At 66.1% G+C, this 18,622-nt stretch carries 20 protein-coding genes; 13 read left to right on the top strand and 7 right to left on the bottom strand.

The genetic code is table 11. The features are described from left to right. Positions 1-101: 101 nt before the first annotated feature. The 7 genes from ACIBI6_RS17505 to ACIBI6_RS17475 are packed head-to-tail and all read left to right on the top strand — an operon-like array spanning position 102 to position 7,671. Complete coding sequence (locus ACIBI6_RS17505) at positions 102-1,361, top strand: amidohydrolase family protein (RefSeq protein WP_396956988.1); 1,260 nt, start codon at positions 102-104, stop codon at positions 1,359-1,361. 8 nt (positions 1,362-1,369) lie between these two features. After that, positions 1,370-2,137 (top strand): ABC transporter ATP-binding protein, encoded by a 768-nt coding sequence (locus ACIBI6_RS17500; protein ID WP_396957063.1) that lies wholly within the window; start codon positions 1,370-1,372, stop codon positions 2,135-2,137. Further along, positions 2,134-2,979 (top strand): ABC transporter permease, encoded by an 846-nt coding sequence (locus ACIBI6_RS17495; RefSeq protein ID WP_396956987.1) that lies wholly within the window; start codon positions 2,134-2,136, stop codon positions 2,977-2,979. The genes ACIBI6_RS17500 and ACIBI6_RS17495 overlap by 4 nt, the downstream gene beginning before the upstream one ends. Positions 2,980-3,015: 36 nt before the next feature. After that, positions 3,016-4,194: an ABC transporter substrate-binding protein gene (locus tag ACIBI6_RS17490; RefSeq protein ID WP_396956986.1), complete on the top strand. Its 1,179-nt coding sequence runs from the start codon at positions 3,016-3,018 to the stop codon at positions 4,192-4,194. A gap of 8 nt (positions 4,195-4,202) precedes the next feature. After that, positions 4,203-5,519, top strand: a complete 1,317-nt coding sequence (locus ACIBI6_RS17485; protein WP_396957062.1) for an FAD-binding oxidoreductase — start codon at positions 4,203-4,205, stop codon at positions 5,517-5,519. Continuing rightward, complete coding sequence (locus tag ACIBI6_RS17480) at positions 5,516-6,286, top strand: creatininase family protein (protein ID WP_396956984.1); 771 nt, start codon at positions 5,516-5,518, stop codon at positions 6,284-6,286. The genes ACIBI6_RS17485 and ACIBI6_RS17480 overlap by 4 nt, the downstream gene beginning before the upstream one ends. Further along, positions 6,283-7,671, top strand: a complete 1,389-nt coding sequence (locus ACIBI6_RS17475; protein ID WP_396956982.1) for an amidohydrolase family protein — start codon at positions 6,283-6,285, stop codon at positions 7,669-7,671. Before ACIBI6_RS17480 ends, ACIBI6_RS17475 begins: the two co-directional genes overlap by 4 nt. Before the next feature lie 105 nt (positions 7,672-7,776). Here ACIBI6_RS17475 and ACIBI6_RS17470 read toward each other — a convergent pair whose 3' ends face one another. The 6 genes from ACIBI6_RS17470 to ACIBI6_RS17445 form a co-directional block, all read right to left on the bottom strand. Next, positions 7,777-8,904, bottom strand: a complete 1,128-nt coding sequence (locus ACIBI6_RS17470; protein ID WP_396956979.1) for an ABC transporter substrate-binding protein — start codon at positions 8,902-8,904, stop codon at positions 7,777-7,779. Positions 8,905-8,955: 51 nt separating this feature from the next. Beyond that, positions 8,956-9,822, bottom strand: coding sequence for an ABC transporter permease (locus tag ACIBI6_RS17465; RefSeq protein WP_396956977.1), 867 nt, complete (start codon positions 9,820-9,822; stop codon positions 8,956-8,958). Beyond that, positions 9,819-10,646 (bottom strand): ABC transporter ATP-binding protein, encoded by an 828-nt coding sequence (locus ACIBI6_RS17460; protein ID WP_364352852.1) that lies wholly within the window; start codon positions 10,644-10,646, stop codon positions 9,819-9,821. The genes ACIBI6_RS17465 and ACIBI6_RS17460 overlap by 4 nt, the downstream gene beginning before the upstream one ends. Before the next feature lie 69 nt (positions 10,647-10,715). Next, a complete protein-coding gene (locus tag ACIBI6_RS17455; RefSeq protein ID WP_396956975.1) occupies positions 10,716-11,918 on the bottom strand; it encodes an amidohydrolase in 1,203 nt (400 codons plus the stop codon). 31 nt (positions 11,919-11,949) lie between these two features. Then, positions 11,950-12,693, bottom strand: coding sequence for a sulfite exporter TauE/SafE family protein (locus tag ACIBI6_RS17450; protein WP_396956973.1), 744 nt, complete (start codon positions 12,691-12,693; stop codon positions 11,950-11,952). Between the two features lie 123 nt (positions 12,694-12,816). Then, positions 12,817-13,896: an acetamidase/formamidase family protein gene (locus ACIBI6_RS17445; protein ID WP_364352843.1), complete on the bottom strand. Its 1,080-nt coding sequence runs from the start codon at positions 13,894-13,896 to the stop codon at positions 12,817-12,819. A gap of 159 nt (positions 13,897-14,055) precedes the next feature. Between ACIBI6_RS17445 and ACIBI6_RS17440 the strand changes: the two genes are divergently transcribed. Further along, entirely contained in the window at positions 14,056-14,727 is a 672-nt protein-coding gene (locus tag ACIBI6_RS17440; RefSeq protein WP_396956970.1) for a GntR family transcriptional regulator, read from the top strand. Between the two features lie 82 nt (positions 14,728-14,809). Next, positions 14,810-16,093 (top strand): amidohydrolase family protein, encoded by a 1,284-nt coding sequence (locus ACIBI6_RS17435; protein ID WP_364352837.1) that lies wholly within the window; start codon positions 14,810-14,812, stop codon positions 16,091-16,093. Positions 16,094-16,111: 18 nt separating this feature from the next. On the opposite strand, the gene ACIBI6_RS17430 is transcribed toward ACIBI6_RS17435, so the two are convergent. Then, the gene (locus tag ACIBI6_RS17430) at positions 16,112-16,243 is read right to left on the bottom strand and encodes a hypothetical protein (RefSeq protein WP_396956968.1); all 132 of its coding nucleotides are present in this window, start codon (positions 16,241-16,243) and stop codon (positions 16,112-16,114) included. A 145-nt stretch (positions 16,244-16,388) separates the two neighbouring features. Here ACIBI6_RS17430 and ACIBI6_RS17425 point away from each other — a divergent pair, with 145 nt between their 5' ends. The 4 genes from ACIBI6_RS17425 (at position 16,389) to ACIBI6_RS17410 (ending at position 18,606) form a co-directional block, all read left to right on the top strand. Further along, entirely contained in the window at positions 16,389-16,829 is a 441-nt protein-coding gene (locus tag ACIBI6_RS17425) for a hypothetical protein (RefSeq protein WP_396956966.1), read from the top strand. A gap of 17 nt (positions 16,830-16,846) precedes the next feature. After that, positions 16,847-17,338, top strand: a complete 492-nt coding sequence (locus ACIBI6_RS17420; protein WP_364352831.1) for a hypothetical protein — start codon at positions 16,847-16,849, stop codon at positions 17,336-17,338. A 167-nt stretch (positions 17,339-17,505) separates the two neighbouring features. Further along, positions 17,506-17,730, top strand: coding sequence for a hypothetical protein (locus ACIBI6_RS17415; protein WP_364352828.1), 225 nt, complete (start codon positions 17,506-17,508; stop codon positions 17,728-17,730). A 687-nt stretch (positions 17,731-18,417) separates the two neighbouring features. After that, on the top strand, positions 18,418-18,606 hold the full coding sequence (locus ACIBI6_RS17410) for a dihydroxy-acid dehydratase (RefSeq protein ID WP_396957061.1): 189 nt from the start codon (positions 18,418-18,420) through the stop codon (positions 18,604-18,606). Positions 18,607-18,622 lie beyond the last annotated feature (16 nt).

Here is an 18,622-nt window from a genome sequence, read left to right as displayed (position 1 = left end):
GTGCTAAATGTTGATCACATCAACATTTGCTCTGTCCTTAACGTCTCGCCGACCAGCCACGAGCGGGCCACCACGACCTGTTTCTCTCTCGAAGGACCTCCATGGATCATCCGCTACCGCAGCGTGTTTCGCGCCTGTGCGGGGCAACCTTGCCCGACGGCTCGGTGGTCGATCTCGACATCGGACGCGACGGCGGGCACTCGCTGGTGACCGCAGTTCGCCCGAGTGCACCGGGCCGGATCGACGAAACCTCCGACGCATCAATAGATCTGACCGGTTTCGTGCTGTTGACCGCACCCGCCGAGCCACACGCACACCTGGACAAGGCGCTGAGCTGGGATGCGCTCACGCCGACCTTCGGCAATCTCGGAGCGGCGATCGACACATGGCGCCAGGGCAGTGCCGAACTGACCGAGGAGTCTTTCCGCAGTCGGGCGACCGCGGCGGCATCGGCCCTGTTGCGCAACGGCACGACCACCATTCGGTCGCACGTCGATATCCTCGGTGGCACGGACCCGTTGCGCGGTATCCGCGCGGTGCATAGCGTACGCAGGCGATTGTCCGGGCTCGTCGACATCGAGATCGTGGCGTTGACACCCCCGGCGGCCGATCCCGGACTGCTCCACGCGGCCCTGGACGCGGGCGCCGACTTGATCGGTGGCGCACCGCATATCGCGCCGGACCCGATCGCCGAACTCACCCGGCTACTCGACATTGCCGAGGCCCGCGGAGTCGGCGCCGACCTACACGTCGACGAGTTCTTGTGCGGCGACCACCACACACTCGCCCACTTCGCCGAGCGGGTCGCCGGGTGGCCCGCCGCCCGGACGCGCACCGCTGGGCACTGCTGCAGGCTCGGCACCATGGCCGCGGACGAACTGGGCGCGCTGCTGGCCACGGTGGCGCGCAGTGGCGTGGGGATCGTCAGCCTGCCCATCACCAATTTGTATCTGCAGGGCTGGGATGACCCGGTCGCTATGCCGCGCGGATTGACCGCACTCGCCGCGCTGCTCGATGCGGGCATCCCCGTCGCGGCCGGTGCCGACAATGTCCGCGATCCGTTCAACCCGATCGGCCGCAGTGACGCACTCGAAACGGCCGCACTGCTGATCACGGCCGGTCATCTGGCGCCGGAAGTGGCCGTGCACTTGGTTACCGACGGAGCGCGCGCGGTGCTCGGCTTGCCCGAGGCCGGCGCGAAACCCGGTGCCCGCGCGGAATTTCTCGCCGTACGCGGCAGCAGTCTGCTCGATGTTGTCGCGAACGCACCTGCCGACCGGATCGTCATTCGCGACGGCGCGATCGTATCCATCAGCCGAACCGACCATCGCACAGCCGATTTCGCAGTACTGGAGGTCTGATGTCCAGCATGCCAACCATGAGCGCCGCCCCGCCCCGCCCCGGCAGTCAGGTGCTCGGATTCGAATCGACCGAACTCACCTATCCCAACGGCACGGTCGCGCTCTCGGGCGTCGATCTGACAGTCCGGGCCGGTGAATTCGTCAGCGTCGTCGGGCCCTCTGGATGCGGGAAGTCGACGCTGCTTCGAATCGCCTCCGGCCTGGAGTCCGCGACCGGGGGTTACACCCAAGTCGGGGCGAATCGGATCGGCTATGTGTTCCAGGACGCCACCCTGCTGCCATGGCGCTCGGTGCGCGACAATGTTGCGCTACTGGCCGAACTCGATCACATGGCCAAGGCCGAACGCTATCGCCGTGCCGACGATGCCATCGAGTTGGTCGGTCTCGCTGGGTTCGCCGAACACCTGCCGCGCATGCTCTCCGGTGGTATGCGGATGCGGGTGTCGCTGGCTCGTTCGCTCACCGTTGATCCCGAGTTGTTCTTATTCGACGAACCTTTCGGCGCACTCGATGAGATCACGCGACAGCGGCTCGGCGACGAGATCACCGAACTGTTCGACGACCGCCGCTTCGCGGGCCTGTTCATCACGCATTCGGTGACCGAGGCCGTGTACCTCTCGACCCGCGTCGCGGTGATGTCGGGCAGGCCGGGCCGCATCGTCGAGCAGATCGACATTCCGTTCGACTTTCCGCGCCGACCGGATATCCGCTTCACCCCCGAGTTCACCGCACTCGCGAGCCGAGTCTCGCAGGCGCTGCGAGGAAGTCACACATGAGCGTCGAAATACTCACTGCCGCAAAAGTATCCGAGTCCGTTGTGACCACCGCCCCGGCGCGCACGTTCAAACTGCGTACGGTCTTTGCTCCGCTCGCGGTCCTGGCCATGGTGATCGGCGCCTGGTACCTCGTGACCTACACAGTGCTGGCACCGTCGCGCCGGTTTCTGATGCCGCCGCCACACGAAGTGGTGACCGAAGGCCTGCTCGGTCCGGGAGCGCCGGATATGTGGGAGGCGTTGCAGCGGACCGCTACCGTGGCGTGCACCGGTCTGGTGATCGCCGTGGTCCTCGGGATCGTCTGGGCGGTACTGATGGCGCAAGCTGGTTGGGCGGAGATTGCTCTGTTTCCATATGCGGTTGTGCTGCAGTGTATTCCGATCCTGGCATTGGTTCCGCTGATCGGCTTCTGGTTCGGTTTCGGATTCACCGCGCGGGTGTTCGTCTGCGTGCTGATCGCCCTGTTCCCGGTGGTGTCGAACACGCTGTTCGGGCTGAAATCGGTGGACAAGGGCCTGCGGGAACTGTTCGCGCTGCGCGCCACTGGCCGGATGACGGTGCTGCGCAAGCTCGAGTTCCCGGCCGCGATGCCCGCCATTTTCGCCGGTGTCCGGATCTCGGCCGGGCTCGCGGTGGTCGGCGCGATCGTCGGCGACTTCTTCTTCAAGCAGGGCGATCCCGGCATCGGCATCCTGATCGACAACTACCGATCCCGGCTGCAGTCACCCGAATTGTTCGCCTCGATCCTGCTGGCCTCCGGCCTCGGCGTCGTAGTTTTCGCGTTCTTCAGCTGGCTGTCTCGCCGGCTGGTCGGCGCTTGGTACGACTCCGCCCGCAACTGAAATCCCACCCTGCCGCTGCGCCCCTTTGGGAGAAACATGAGAATACTTAGTCTGCCGCGTTCGGCCCGCGTGACCGTATCGGCGACCGTCATCGGCCTCGCCGTACTGACCGGCTGTGCCCAAACCGACAGCCCGACAGCAACTTCCGGTTACAGCGGCCCGATCGGCGCGATCGACTTGAAGCAGGTCTGCCCGACAAAAATCGTGGTGCAGAGCGATTGGAACCCGGAGGCCGAACACGGCGGCCTCTATCAACTACTCGGTCCGAACCCGGCGATCGACGCCGCGGGCAAGAAGGTCACCGGTCCGCTTTTCGCCCACGGTGAGTACACCGGGGTGGACCTGGAGATCCGCGCCGGTGGCCCCGCGATCGGATTCCAGACCGTGACATCGCAGATGTATCAGGACGACTCGATCATGCTCGGCTTCGTCGACACCGACCAGTCCATCCAGTCCGCGGCCACCAAACCGACCACCGGCGTCTTCGCACCGCTGGAGATCAACCCGCAGATGATCATGTGGGATCCGGCGACCTATCCGAATGTGCACTCCATCAGCGACCTGAAGGCCGCGAAGGCGACCGTGTTGTACTTCCAGGGCGCCGCCTATATGGACTATCTGACCGGTGCCGGCATTCTCGACAAGAGTCAGGTGGACGGCAGCTACGACGGCACACCGGCCAACTTCGTCGCTGCCGGTGGCGCCAAGGCGCAACAGGGGTTCATCAGCGCCGAACCGTATCTCTACGAACAGAAGATCCCCCAATGGCACAAGCCGGTGGCCTACCAGCTGCTGCACGACTCCGGATACCCAGAGTACAAGTCCGCGCTCGCGGTCCGGTCCGGCAAGCTGGAGGCCGATTCGGCGTGCCTGCAACGCCTTGTTCCGGTGATGCAGCAAGCCGAGCTCGACTATTTCGCCGATCCGGCCACGGCCAACGATCTGATCGTGCAGGCAGTCGACAAGTACGACACCGGCTGGGTATACGACGCGGGCAACGCGGCCTTTGCGACGAAGCGGATGCGCGAGGCCGGTGTGGTCGGCAACGGCGGCAATGCCACGGTCGGCGATTTCGACGCCGCGCGAGTTCAGCGGGTCATCGACATCACCCGGCCGATCTACACCGAGCAGAAAGTCTCGGTCCCACAAGGACTGACGACCGAACAGATCGCGACAGACCGATTCATCGATCCCAAGATCGGATTCGCGTCGTGACCGCCGCCATGATCGAGGCCGGTGATCGTCCCGACTTCGGGCCCGAGCAACTCGACGGCCTGGTCGATGACCTGCTCGCGCTGCTCGGCCCGCGCGGCGTGAGCACCCTCGACCGCGCTCTGGACCGCGCCTCCCGTGACGGGTCGGGGATGAGCCCGATCCTCTCGGCCCAGCAACCCCTCGGGCGGCCGGACGCGGTGTGTTATCCGAAGACGGCCCAACAGGTTCCGGCGATTGTGCAGGCTGCGGTGCGTCGCGGCGTACCGATCACCGCGCGCGGCAAGGGCACCGGCAATTACGGCCAGGTGGTGCCGCGCTTCGGCGGCCTTGTCATGGACATGACCTCACTGGCCGTTATCCGGGACCTCACCGACACCACCATCACCGCGGAGGCGGGCGCCAGGATGATCAACCTGGAGCAGGCCGCGTGGGATGCCGGACGGCAGCTCTGGATGTACCCGTCGACCGCGCAATCCACCCTCGGCGGATTTCTGGCCGGTGGCTCCGCCGGCACGGGCACCATCGTGCACGGCCGCAACCACATGGGTTTCGTGGAATCCGTCGATGTCGTCTACGGCCACGAGGATGCCGAACTTCTCCACCTCGAAGGTGCTGCGGCACAGCCGATGGTGCATACCTACGGAGTGGCGGGGATCATCGTTTCGGCCACGGTCCGGTTGGAACCGCTGCAAGACTGGAGGTGCGTGTACGCCAGCTTCGGGTCCCATTACGAGGCCTTCCCGGCCGCCATGCGCGCCGCGTCGATCGAACCGAAACCGCGGCTGTTGTCCGCCGATGGTGCGACGATCGTCGACGCACTGCCGTCGGACCCCGCGTTGGTGCACGGCAGGGCCAGTGTCCGCGGCATCGTCGACGCCGCGGCGCTCGACGAGACGGTTGCGGTGCTGGAGGCCGGTGGCGGCCGGATCGAGGCGGTGCGCGAGGGGCTGGCGCAGACGATGCGGTTGAGCACCCTCTCTTACAACCACCCGACCTGGTGGCTGCAGAAGGCCGTGCCGGACACCTACTTTCACATGGAATGCCAAGGCGACGCGCTCGTCACCCGGCTGCGGGAGGTGGAGGACGTCTATGACGGCGGGATGCTGCACTTGGAAGTCGGGCATCAGACCATGTTCGGGATGATCAACGGCGTCTACCGCGATCCCGAACAGGTATTCGCGGGGGTGCCCGCGCTGGAGGCGCTCGGCGTCGCTGTGCATTCGCCGCACCAGTCCTATGTCGATCTCGACGCCGATCGGGTCCGGGCGCTGGCGCGCAGCACTGATCCGAACGGTCTGCTCAATCCAGGAAGGTGGCAGCGGTGACGACATCCACCCGGCACTTCGCCGATCTGACCACGGCCGAAGTCCCCGAGGCGCTGAGCCGCGACTCCGTGCTCGTGCTGCCCACCGGCGCGATCGAACCGCACGGCCCACATCTGCCGCTGCGCACCGATCTGGTGCTGGCCGAGGCCGTTTCCGGCGCCGCGGTCGATCGCGCCGCCGCCGAGGGCAGTGACGTATGGTTGCTGCCCGCATTGGGCTATACCAAGTCCGACGAGCATGCCAATCTGCCCGGCGCGATGTGGTTGCAGGCGGAGACGATGATGCGCGTCGTAGTCGATCTGGGGCGAAGCATCGCCGCGACGCCGGCGCGGCGGGTCCTGTTCGTCAATTGCCACGGCGGCAACTCGGCCCTGCTCGAGGTGGCGCTACGTGAATTGCGCCGCCGATTCGACCTGCAGACCTTCCTCTACGCATCGCCTGCCCGGCCGGGGCCGACGGAGGAGGGTTTCGGCATCCACGCCGGATGGGCCGAGACGTCGATGATGCTGCACGTGCGCCCCGATCTCGTCGATATGACCAAGGCGAAAGCCGCTGTACCGCACTCGATCGCGGGCCACAAGCACGTCGGATTCGGTAAACGGGTCCGATTCGGTTGGCTCGCCGACGATTTCGCCGCGTCTGGCGTGATCGGCGATCCGACCGGTGCGGATGCCACGTTCGGCGCCGAACTATTCGAGAGCACAGTCGGTTCCCTGGTGCAGGCCATCCCGGAGGTCAGCACCTTCGATCCCGGACGCGTCGGATGACCGTACTGACAATCAAGAATGCGACGCTGCTGCCCGTTGGGGGAGATCGCGAGTGGTTGCACGGCTGGATGACCGTCGATGCCGACGGCCGGATATCCGGTGTCGGAGAAGGAGATCCGCCTGCGGAGGGTGGTGAGGTCCGCGACGTGGCGGGCGCCATGGTCGGGCCCGGGTTCGTCTCCGCGCACAGCCATATCTTTACCGGAGGAATGCGGGGTGTCGCCGCCAACAGCACGCTTTACCCGTGGGTCACCCGCAACACCGAGATGCTGCTCGCCGCAGGCGCCGAGGACCTGTATTGGCTCACCCTGGCCGGGTCATTCGACTTTCTCGCCAACGGCATCACCTCGGCCTACAACTTCACCCAGAGCCGGGTGCTGGCGCTGTTCGACTACGCCTCATCGAGCATGAAAGCCGCCGCTGTTCGGCCGCTCGAGTTTCTCACCCGCCAGATCGACGCCACCAGCGACGCGGGCATCCGATTCGTCGCCAGCGTCCGCCTCGACGATGAGCAACTGCCCGAAGACGAAGCGCTCGGGACCTTCGGTGCGGTGATGGATTACGCGAAAACGACGGTGCCGCCGAATCTTTACCTGGGGGGATCGGTCTACGGATCCGTACAGTGGTCGACCTCGCCTGCCACCGCCGAGCGTGAACGCACCATGATGGACCGTCACGGTGTCACCAACCAAGCCCATTTCGTCGAAACCGCGGAACAACTCGACATCCAGCAAGCCAAGTTCGACTGGTACGACGAAGCCGGAGTCCTTGGCCCGGATTTCGCGTTCGGCCACTTCGTCCATCCCACCGACCGAATGATCGACCGCGCGGCCGAGACCGGATGCGCCATGGTGTGGCAGCCGATGTCCAACGGCCGCATCGGATCCGGGATCGCCGATATACCAAGGATCTCGGCCACCGGCATGCGTGTAGGGATCGGGCTGGACGATCAATCGTGCACCGACGTGTCCGACCCCTTCGAAAACATGCGCACCGGCCTGTACACCCAACGCGCGCTGCACAGCGACGCAGCCATCCTGACACCGGCACAGATGCTCCGACTGCACACACTCGGCGCGGCATCAGCCATCGGCGCAGCAGACCGAATCGGCTCGCTGGAGGTCGGAAAATACGCGGACTTCATCATCGTCGATCCGTTCGACCCCGACACTGGACCAGTCTGGGACCCGGTCGCCACCTACGTCTTGGCCTGCTCGACACGCAACTTACGCGCGGTGTACGTCGGCGGGCACTGCGCATGGGCCGGTAACCGCTCGACCCATCCGCTCGCCGATCAGGCCACTCGCGAACTGCACCAACGAATGGTCCGAGTAGCGGCGGTCAACGGCTTTCACCCAGCCCTTCGGTCACAAACCCACCATTAGCCCGGCATTGGTCGCTGCCCACGGCGGCAGGGCGGACCTGACCTCGTCATTCCCCTGGCTCGTCGCCCGCCTCGGGCTCCCCGTACCCGAGGCGACCTGAGCGGACTACTGGGCCCGCAAACCGACTGCGGGGTCGATGAATTGGTTGGTAACCAGGTCGGCGGCGGCGACGCCGTCGGGAACCTGCTGACCACGACCGCGCAGCGTATCGGTCACGGCGGTGATGACGCGGTCGACCCGGGCGGTGTCGAAATTGCCCAGGGTGTCATCGGTTCCGTTTCCGACGATCTTCTCCGCGAGCTGAACCTCAACCGAGTTCGCATTGCCCGCCGCGGTGATCGGCGGACCGTCCGGAATGGTCTGTGCGATGCGCAGCAGTGCCTGATTCGTCGGCTCCGGGTTGGTCACGTAGTCGATCTCGGCCTGTTGCAGTTTCGGGACCAGCTTGGTCAGGCATGGACTCAGTTCGGCGAGTTTGTCACTGCGGACCGACCATTGATGCGGGTAGATCTCGTAGCCCGCCTTGTGCACGAGCAGATACTTCGTCGGCTCGAGCCAGCCCTTGACATCGTGTTCCCAGCGGTAGGGCTCATTGGAGACATAACCCTGCTGCATCACCTTGCCGCGCTCGGCGACGAACCGGCTCGGCGTCCCGTCGAAGGAGGCGTCGGCTTGTTCGGGCCGTATGTAGCCCTTGGCGATCAGGTAGTCCATGTAGATCTTGCCCTCGCTGTACACGACGGTCGCCCCGGTCGCGGCCACGTCGTTCCAGGACTCGACATGATAGGTCGCGGGATCCCACATCACGATCTGCGGATTGATATCGAGAGATGCGAAAACGCCAGTGACATTGAATTTTCCGCGCGCCTGCAGCGCCTCATCGGTCGGAATCATGCCGAGGGTGATGCTGGCGTCCTGATACATCTGCGCCGGAACCGGCTGCCCACCGAGGAAGGGACCGCCCAGGCGCACTTCGACATTGACGCCGGTATCGCCGAGTGGGCCGGAGTAGGCGCCCTTCTTGACGTCGACGGTGCCATCGGGTCCGACCAGTTGGAAGGCGGCGGCGCGTTCCGGTGTTGCGTACCAGTCCGTTTGGATCACGACGGTCGAGGGGCAGACGCCCGCGAGTTCACCCCTGCCGGTCGGTGCGGGTGTAGAAGTGGCACCGCTACAGGCGGTGAGCAGTGCGGTGCCGGACAGCGCGGCAGCGGCGAGGAGGCGTTTCTTCACGGGATTTCCTTGGGGTCGAGCGGGTTCGGAGCAGAGCGAAGCGGGTCGGCGTTACCTGCCGCGACGGACACCATGTGCGCGGTCGACGCGCCGTGCGAGGAAGTCGAAGCACCAGAAGAGGATCAGACCCACCAGCGAGGACAGCAGCAGCGCCGTGAGCAACTCCTCGGTGGCCAGGCGCTGGCGGTAGACATCGATCATGCGACCGATGCCCGGCTGGCCCTGGCGAAAGAAGAAGTCGGCAACGATCGAGCCGATCACCGCCATCCCACCGGAGATCTTGAACCCGGAGATCATGGCCGGAAGCGCCGCGGGCAGTTGCAGTTTCAGCAAGCGCTGCCAGCGATTGGCGCCGTGGAGGGTGAGCAGATCATGTTCGGCCGCAGCCACCGATTTGAGGCCGAACAGCGTGTTGGTAATGATGGGGAACAACGCCACCATCACGCATACGATCACGCGGCTGCCGAACTCGTAGCCGAACCAGAAACCGAACAGCGGTACCACCGCGAGGATCGGAATGGTCTGCAGGATCACCGCATACGGATACAGCGAATACTCGGCCCACCGCGCCTGACTCATGAGCACCGCGAACCCAACGCCGAGCACGATGGCGATGCCGAGCCCGACCAGCGCCACCTGCACCGTCGACCACAGCGCGGTCAGAATCTCGGTGCGCGCCACCGAATCCAGCAGACCGTGCGACACGACCGCCTCGGGTGCGGGCAGCAGGAATCGCGACTCTTCGGCCAGCAGAAAGTGACTCGCGATCGACCACAGCGCGATGACCATGACGAAAACGACGGCCGGTGCGATGATGCGAATCGGTGCGATCGGCGTGCGCCGGTACCGTTTTCCGGTGGCCGATTCGATCTGACTCGCGGTCGCCGCCGTGACCGGACCCGCAGTGGCGGCGGTCATGCGGCAACCGCCTGTCCGGAGCCGCGCAGCGCGGCGGACACATCGGCGGCGATATCGGCGAACTCGGCCGTATACCGTAGCTCCGGTGCGCGTGGAAAGCCCAGTGGTACCGGAATATCGGCGCAAACCCGGCCCGGCTGCCCGGCCAGCACGACGATCCGGGTGGACATGAAGACCGCCTCGGCTACCGAATGAGTGACGAACACCCCGGCGAAACCATCACGGCGGAACAGCGTCCCGACCTCCTCGTTGAGCCGCTGGCGGGTGATCTCGTCCAGCGCGCCGAAGGGCTCGTCGAACAGGAACAGTTCGGGCCGCACGGTGAGGGCGCGCGCGATGGAGGCGCGCATCCGCATACCGCCGGAAAGCTGTGCGGGCTTGTGCTTCTCGAACCCGGCGAGACCGACCCGCTCGATGGCGTCGCGGGCGGCAGCCCGGCGGGTCGCCTTGTCCACGCCCGCGAGTTCGGCGGGCAGTTCGACATTGCGCAGCACACTGCGCCACGACAGCAGGGTCGACTCCTGGAATACATAGCCGAGTTGGGCGGTCGCGACGTCGACAGTGCCCGCGGTGGCCCGCTCGAAACCGGCGGCCAGCCGCAGCAGCGTGGACTTACCGCAGCCGGACGGGCCGACCAGTGACACGAATTCACCATCGCGAATAGCGATGTCGATATCGGCGAGCGCCTGGGTGCCGTTCTCGAAGGTCAGGGATACGCCGCGGAACGCGAGGGCCGGTGCGGCATCCGCGGGACTGCGGTCGGCAGCGGTCGTATACGCAGATGCGCCCTGCGTCGTCGACGCTGGAGAAGCCGTTGTGCTCATGGACTAGTTCTATCGGCGGGTGATTGCCGAACGCGGTCGGCGCGATTACACGCCTGTTTCGTATACAATTTATTTCTCGGTAACGACCACACCGTCCCGGACGACGATCCGGCCACGTTTGAGCACCAGTTTGCGAGGCGGCAGCGCGACCACCGCGGCCGCCGGTGTCGGTGCGTCGACGACGAGCAGATCGGCCGATGCTCCGGCCATGAGCCCGTAGTCATCGAGTCCGAGAACCATTGCGCCACCGTAGGTTCCGGCGAGCAAGGCCAACTCGATCTCGGGATCGGCGACCAGCCGGTCCCGATACGCGACGCTGTTGATCCGACGCAGCATGTCGCCATCGCCGTACGGGGTCCACAGGTCCCGCACACCGTCATTTCCCAGCGCCAGGGTGGCGCCCGCGTCGTGCATGACCCGCACCGGCACGACGGGCGCCTCGCCAACCGCGCAGGTCACCATGGAAACACCTGCCTCGGCGAGGTTTTCGGCGACTCGCCGCTGCTCATCGGGTGCGAGGGCGCCCATCGCGTACGCGTGGCTGATCGTGACCCGCCCCGCCAGGCCGGTAGCGCGGGTGCGCTCGATGATGAGGTCGAATTCCCAAGCGCCGAGGGCGCCGCCGTCGTGCAGGTGGATGTCTATCTTCGCACCGTGGCGTTCCGCGAGGCCGAAGATCACATCGAGCTGCCCCACCGGATCCCGGTCATAGCCCGCCGGATCGAGACCACCGACGACCTCGACACCGTCCGCGAGCGCCGACGCCATCAACTCGGCGGTCCCCGGCCGGGTCAGCAGCCCGCCTTGGGGGAACGCGACCAACTCGACATCCACCCGATCCGCGTGCCGCGCGGCGGCTTCCCGCACCGCTTCCACACCGCCCAGACCGACCTCCGGATCGATATCGATGTGGCTGCGTACCTGTGTGGTGCCCCCGCTGATCATGGCGTCCAACAGGTTTGCGGCGTAGTCCGCGCTGGGCAGGCCGAGTTCGGCCCGTCGGCCCTCACCATTCGCGATGCGCCCTGGCAGGGTTCGGCCACCGCTGTTGGGTACCCATGGGCCGCCGAACAGCGTCTTGTCCAGATGGCAGTGCGTATCGACCAGGCCAGGAAGTACCAGCGCGCCGGCCAGATCGATGATCTCGCCGTCCGGCGCTTCCAGAGTGGGCGCGATCTTCGCGATCCGTCCGTCGACGATGAGGATATCCGCGGTGTCGGTCGGCAGCCCAGGAATCCAGGGGCGTCCGCCTCGCAGCAACAGGTTGTTCATTGAGCGTCCTCTCGGTATTCAGGGTGAGTAGTCAGCTGAGCAGCATCGTTGCCCCCGCACCCACGCCGAAGATGATGACCACGGCGCGGAAAGCGTTGGGGTGCAGCCGGTCGGCGAGCTTCGCGCCCACGACCCCGCCGATGAGGCAGGCCGGTGCGAGGACCGCGACCGAGAGCCAGTGCACGGGGCCGAACAATGCGACGGCAACCACGGCGGTCGTCGAAACCGTGAGGGTCAGTACGCTTTTCAGACCGTTCAGGCTGGTGATCGTGGCGTCGATGCCGAGGGCGAGTGTGGTGAGGACGACGATGCCCATGCCGCCGTTGAAATACGCGCCATAGGCACCGCCGAGGAATACGCCCAGGAACAGGGTTGTCCTGGAATCACCTTGTCGCGCGGTCAACTTCCGCGATACCAACGGCTGGGCGGCGAACAGTGCCGTCGCCGACAGAATCAGATAGGGCACCAGCGCGGCGAAGATCTGCGGCGGCGCGGTGAGCAGGGCGATCACGCCGCCCACCGCACCGGCCGCCCCGGTCGCGACCAGACGCGGGACGAGCGCGCGATAGTCGTCGAGTCGCCGTCGCAGCGCCGCCGCACCACCGAAATAGCCGGGCCAGACCGACACCGAATTGGTCACCGTGGCGGCGACCGGCGGCAGTCCCGTGGCGAGCAGTGCGGGAAATGAGAGCAGACTGCCGCCCCCGGCAATGGCGTTGCATACCCCCGCGCCGAAACCCGCGATGAGCAGTAGGGCCAGATGTGGGAGATCCATCCATGAAGTCCTTCCAACGGGTCCACGAAGACGGCCGCGGGCGGCGCGGCGCGAGACTCCGGCGATCAGCCGTTCACGGCGCCACCGCGCCGCGCTCGGACGCGGAGAACCGGATGCACTCGCTCACAGCCCCTCCAAATGGCTCTTTCTGACACAGCAGTGCACGCCCTTCACCACATCCACCACCTGAGAGATGCGGAAATCCGCTGCGGCACTGAGGTACGCGAGCGCGACGGCCGGGGGTATCCGATAGCGCGCACCGAGGAACGTGATGGCATTGCGGGTGGCCTGTTTCACCGCCTCGTCCAGATCGGTGTCCAGGCCGAGCAGCAGGTGGTCGGTCGCGGTCTCCGCATACGGAAGAGCCAGGGCGGCAGCCATTTTCCGCGCCCCGGGATCGGCGTGCAGTGTCAGTCGCACGGTGGCGCGCAGCGGGGCCTCGAAGGCGGTGAGCGCGACTTCACCGTCGCCCATCGCGAAATGCGGGTCACCCGCGTAGAACATCGCGCCCGGCACCTGAACCGGAAGGTAAAGCCGCGCACCGACTCCCAGCATCCGCACGTCGATATTCCCGCCGTGCCGGCCAGGCGGCACCGAATGCACAGCCTGTTCGGTGGCCGCGGCCACGCCCATGATGCCGAGGAAGGGGTCGAGCGGAAAGCGCAGCGCACGACCGTCACCGACATCTATCACCCCGCGCTCGGCCGCGTCGACGGTGGCGATCGTGCACACCGGCGGCACCGGACCATCCGGATCGTGGTCCCCGAGCTGCGGAAATTCGCCCGGCAGTGCACCTTTGCCATGCCGATTGCTGATGACGCCGTAGGGCGCGCGCCGCAGCAGTTCGAGCACCTCGACCTCGAGCACGTCGCCGGGGCGCGCACCGCGCACCGCGATCGGGCCGGTCACCACGTGCGGCCCGTGCACGCTCGGGTCGTGTACGACCGAGCGCGCCACTTCCGCGGTGTCAGCCAGGATCTCTGTGATCCCACACGCTGCGAAGAAGGTCGCCGGATCCCGGCCCTGATCCTCGAGTATGCCTTCGTGGCTGATCGTGTCCAAACACACAGCCGTACCGGAGTCCACCGTGATCACCGGATTGGCGAGGGAATTCGGCAGTAGTCCCCAGGAGATCCGGTCGGGATCTGCGGGAAGGTATATGTCTGTGGAGCGGGCACCGGCACGCGACTGTAGTAAATTCATGGCATCCGATCCGACGGTTGAGGAGTGGATCGTATACAACCACTGCTCTCGGTCGTCCGCCACCGCTAGCGACTGCTTGCAGAGGCGCTCGAAAGAATCGGCCAGCGACTGCTTGCAGGTCGCTCGGAACAACACCACCCAGCGCGCTGTGGGAGCCATGTGAGCAGCACCACCCGGCGAATGACTCCGCAACAAGTGTGCCGAGCCATTCGCGACGACATCATCCGCGGCGTCTTCGCGCCCGGCCAACGGCTCACCGAGGACACCCTCGCCGAGCGCTACGGAGTATCCCGAGTTCCGGTGCGCGAGGCGCTACGCACCCTGGAGGCCGAGGGTTTCGCCTGGTCGCGCCCGTACGCCGGGACCTTCGTCGCCGAACTGACCGAGGCCGACGCCGCCGATCTGCTCGAAATCCGCGCCTTGCTCGAACCGCTGTGCGCGGGCCGCGCCGCCGTGCGCCGCACCCCGGAGCAACTCGGCAGGCTCAAGGAACTCACCGAACTCGGCCAGGACGCCGTGCGCGACGGACGGTTCGACGAGCTCACCCGACTCAACAGCCGCTTCCACGAGGTGCTCGCCGAGGCCTCGGGCAGCACCCTGCTCAGCCAGCTGATCACCCAGCTCAGCTGGAAGATCGCCTGGGTATACGCGGTCGAACTGCCCAGGCGCGCCGAGGATTCCTGGCACGAGCACGAGGAGATCTGCGCCGCACTCGACGCCGGCGATCCGGAGCGCGCCACCCAGGTGGTCGCCGCACATATCGCCCACGCCACCTCGGCATACCGGCGCCGCGACCGCGCCGCTGATCCAGCGGCGCAACAGGATCGGTAACCCAGACGTCGCATTTCTCGCGGCGGAACGAAACACGAGGGTCGTATACAACCTTTGTCCGTTCTTCTCCCGGAGGTTGCCCATGGCGGATCTGCTGCTGCGCGACGCCCGCATCGCCGACGACGCGGCCCTGGTCGACATCGTCATCGACCAAGGCGTCATCATCCAGCTCGACCACCTACCGCCCGGGCGTGCCGACCACGAAATCGACTGCGCCGGACGCGTCGTCATCCCGGGACTTATCGAATCACACCTGCACCTGGACAAGGCACTGCTCGACCGCGAACGACCGAACCTCGACGGCACCCTGGCCGGGGCGATCGCGGTCACCGGCGAACTCAAGCGCACCTTCACCCGCGCGTCGATCCGCGACCGGGCACGGCGCGTTCTCGACCTGGCGATCACGAACGGCACCACCACGATTCGCGCCCATCCCGACGTCGACCCGATCATCGGGCTGCTCGGCGTCGAGGCACTACTCGACCTGCGCGAGGAATATCGCGGCAGAATCGACCTGCAGATCGTCGCCTTTCCGCAGGAAGGCATCCTGCGTGCCCAGGGCACCATCGACCTGCTGCGCGAAAGCCTGCGTCGCGGCGCAGATGTCATCGGCGGTTGCGCCTACAACGAAGCGACCGTCGCCGACTGCCGTCGCCATATCGATCTCATCTTCGAACTGGCCACCGAATTCGACGTCCCGATCGATATCCACGCCGATTTCGCCGACGACGCGACCGATCCCCGCTTCGCGCTCGCCGACTACATCGCCGAGGTCACCGAGCGCACCGGCATGCGAGGCCGAGTTGCGTTGGGCCACATGACTTCCCTGGCTGGACAGCCACCGAGGCAGCGCCGCGAAACCCTGAACCGTCTGGCCGCAGCAGGCATCGCGGTCGTCCCCCTGCCCGCCACCGACATACATCTCGGCGGACGCGCTGATACCACGAATATCCGCCGCGGCATCGCACCGATCCGTGAGCTCTGGGACGCGGGCATCACCACCGCGTACTCCTCCAACAACATTCGCAATGCGTTCACCCCCTACGGCAACGCCGACCTCCTCGACATCGGCCTGTTCCTGGCCCAGACCAGCCACCTATCCACTCCCGCCGAGCTGACCCGGATCCTGACCATGGCCACCACCCAGGCCGCCGCCGTCATCGGGATCGCCGATCGCTACGGCATCCGCCCCGGCGCCGCCGCGGATCTCGTCGTCCTGTCCACCCATCGCGTCGCCGATGCCCTACTCGATCGCCCGGACCGCTGCTACGTCATCAAAGCGGGCCGGATAGTCGCGCGTACCACGCGAACCCACGAACTGCTGCCCGCCGCCGATCCACCGGCACGGCAGCCACTGGCCAGCTGACATACGCCGAACAGCGATTCAGCCCAGCGAATCCGCTTCCGCGCGAAATGTCCAGCGATAGGCCAGCGGCGAGACACCGATCGAATCATGCAGGTGCGGACGCAGGGAACTGCCGGTGGCGAAACCGACCGGGCCTGCAATGCGGTCCACGGTCATATCCGTCCGTGCTCGATGCCGCAGCCTCCCGCGGCGACATCCCCCAGCCTCCATGACCCTGATCTTGCGCTCGAAAGCAAGGGCCCACCTGGGATGAGTGGGCCGAACCCATCACGACCGTGCGAGAGGTCCGACGCTGATGTTCCCCGAAACCCTCACCGCACGAGCCGTGGTCTACGACAATGGATCCCGCGAAATGGGCTGCGCCGAGCTCACCGCCCGCCTGCGCGAGGTCGGCTCCGACCACACACTGCACACAGCCGCACGGGCGCTCGGCGACCTGGTGCGCGGTATCGCCCTGCCGAGAATCGCCGAGGCCGTCGGCGGCCTGCTCGACATCGATCTCGGTGACGCGGCGGTCGCCGGCTGGCGCCGCTGCGATCACCTCCGCTCCGCTCCCGGCGCGGCCCCGAGGAAATCGTCGAGCTGCTCGCCCACGAAACCACCCACACCTACCGCCCGAACCTGGAGATCCTCGTCGACAGGCAGTCCGCCGGCTCAGTCGCCGTCGAGCTCGTCCTCATTCTGGAGATCCAGCCGCTGGCCGCCACCGTCCGCCACGGCGCCCGAACTTGGTTGAAATGGTTGGATACGGGGATGGACGGCGGCCACCTGGAATCGGGTCTTTCCAAAAGCGTCTGGACCGACGCCGACTTCTCGGAGATGGGCTGGCACGACGCCACCATCCACGGCCTGTGTGTACAGCCGACCGACGGCGTCCTGCCGCGGCTTCTCCTCGATCTCGACTACATCGTCCGCTGGGTCCATCCGGTCCCACCGGCGACATATTTCTCCTTCTGGATGGCCCCGGCGACGCTCGTCTTCGAAGACGTTTGGGACCTCGAGGGGGACCTCGATTTCAAGGGCACGACCCCGGACCTGGAGATCGATGACCTGCACCGACTGGTACCCGACGATCGACGGGAGGACCTTCCGCTCTGGCACATCGAAGGTCATGCGTTCGATCTGAAGTTCCGCGCAACCGGTTACCACCAATACTTCCGAAAGACCCCGACACTCGCTTCTCGACATGCGCTCTCTCACGCAGAACGGGGTGGGTGCACCTTCGCCGAGGTCGGCTTTTGCTGACACGCCTGCCCTTCGAACGGCGGTGCGTGAGGCGGCGGTATCGGCGAACATGCCCATGGGTGGGGCGTGACCGCCAGTGCGGCGGACCAGAACGTTGTCGCTCGAAACATCCGCTTCGCGCCGGACCGCCATCGAGGTGAGCCAGGCGGCGCACGACCGACGTGCATGTGAGGTGGTGGAGTGCCGCGAAGCTGCGTCTGGAGCTGGTGTCCGCGCGTCCCGAGCCACTGCTGGACACAGCGACGGCCCAGGTCAACGATCTGATCAAGGCCGAGAACTTGACAGATCTCAAATCCCGGGAGCGCGCGGTGGAGGGTGCCTTGTCCGCGTTCATAGCAGACGCGGCGGCGCGACTCCTGACCGATTACCACGGCGGCGTAAGCAGGCGCTGAACGGCCGCTTACCGAGCGGTTTTCCGCCGGTCACAGCCTGCGCGAGATTCGGCCGGACGGTCAGCTTCTGAGACAACGGCTGCCCCGCCGGACGACGGACAGCCACCAACGGGGGCGACGGATACAGACAAGCGGGCATGTCGACGGCTTCTGATAGTCGTATCCCGTACCAACCGTCAACAACGCCTCACAGCATGAGGACTTGACTCAAGGGACTCAAACGCCGTCTGGCCGACCATGTTTGGCGCATCATGATCGCCGACGAACAACACCACACGATCGGGGCGGGCTCCGCAGGACAGTCGAGGGCGACTACGAAATCCTGCGCGGCCGGCTCAACCCCGCACACCAACACTTCGGATCGGTCACTTCCGGAACCCGCCACCGAACAGGCTACGACCAAACCCGCTCCAGCAGCTTGACGAACACAGACGAACGAACCCCCGCCTGGCCAGGATCGGCTTCCCAGGTGCCCGGCAAGTTCTCGAAGTCGAGCGCACCCGAACCAGCGGCCGCAAGATCAGCGGGGCGAGATCATCGCCCAACTCGAGGTGCCGACGCTAACCGATGGCACGGTAGACACGCTTGGCGCACGTGCGCTCACCTCCGAACACACGCTCCTGCCCACTGTGCTGCAGCAGATAGCTCGCGGACGAAGGGCACAGGTGCACTGGTCACACTGCGGGGATCACTCGCACCCGAGGGCGCGGTCATCAAAGCAGCGGCGGCGTCACCACATCGCGGGGCCCGCTCGCACTCGTGTGCAACGGCGATCGCATTCGCCTCGATGTACCCAACCGCACCGTTGATCTCCTCGTCGACGATGAGGAACTCGACATACGCCGTACCCGACCTGGTGCTGCACCTCCAGCATGATCGGGGGGAGCGATGC

This window comes from Nocardia sp. NPDC050412, from assembly GCF_044458825.1.
GTDB lineage: Bacteria > Actinomycetota > Actinomycetes > Mycobacteriales > Mycobacteriaceae > Nocardia.
This window is presented reverse-complemented; position numbering and strand designations above follow the sequence as displayed.

Coding starts and splice junctions, on each gene's coding strand:
- ACIBI6_RS17425 (WP_396956966.1), top strand. CDS start 16,389: ATGTTCCCCGAAACCCTCACCGCACGAGCCGTGGTCTACGACAATGGA.
- ACIBI6_RS17485 (WP_396957062.1), top strand. CDS start 4,203: ATGATCGAGGCCGGTGATCGTCCCGACTTCGGGCCCGAGCAACTCGAC.
- ACIBI6_RS17505 (WP_396956988.1), top strand. CDS start 102: ATGGATCATCCGCTACCGCAGCGTGTTTCGCGCCTGTGCGGGGCAACC.
- ACIBI6_RS17465 (WP_396956977.1), bottom strand. CDS start 9,822: ATGACCGCCGCCACTGCGGGTCCGGTCACGGCGGCGACCGCGAGTCAG.
- ACIBI6_RS17475 (WP_396956982.1), top strand. CDS start 6,283: ATGACCGTACTGACAATCAAGAATGCGACGCTGCTGCCCGTTGGGGGA.
- ACIBI6_RS17435 (WP_364352837.1), top strand. CDS start 14,810: ATGGCGGATCTGCTGCTGCGCGACGCCCGCATCGCCGACGACGCGGCC.
- ACIBI6_RS17460 (WP_364352852.1), bottom strand. CDS start 10,646: ATGAGCACAACGGCTTCTCCAGCGTCGACGACGCAGGGCGCATCTGCG.
- ACIBI6_RS17420 (WP_364352831.1), top strand. CDS start 16,847: ATGGACGGCGGCCACCTGGAATCGGGTCTTTCCAAAAGCGTCTGGACC.
- ACIBI6_RS17450 (WP_396956973.1), bottom strand. CDS start 12,693: ATGGATCTCCCACATCTGGCCCTACTGCTCATCGCGGGTTTCGGCGCG.
- ACIBI6_RS17445 (WP_364352843.1), bottom strand. CDS start 13,896: ATGAATTTACTACAGTCGCGTGCCGGTGCCCGCTCCACAGACATATAC.
- ACIBI6_RS17495 (WP_396956987.1), top strand. CDS start 2,134: ATGAGCGTCGAAATACTCACTGCCGCAAAAGTATCCGAGTCCGTTGTG.
- ACIBI6_RS17455 (WP_396956975.1), bottom strand. CDS start 11,918: ATGAACAACCTGTTGCTGCGAGGCGGACGCCCCTGGATTCCTGGGCTG.
- ACIBI6_RS17500 (WP_396957063.1), top strand. CDS start 1,370: ATGCCAACCATGAGCGCCGCCCCGCCCCGCCCCGGCAGTCAGGTGCTC.
- ACIBI6_RS17490 (WP_396956986.1), top strand. CDS start 3,016: ATGAGAATACTTAGTCTGCCGCGTTCGGCCCGCGTGACCGTATCGGCG.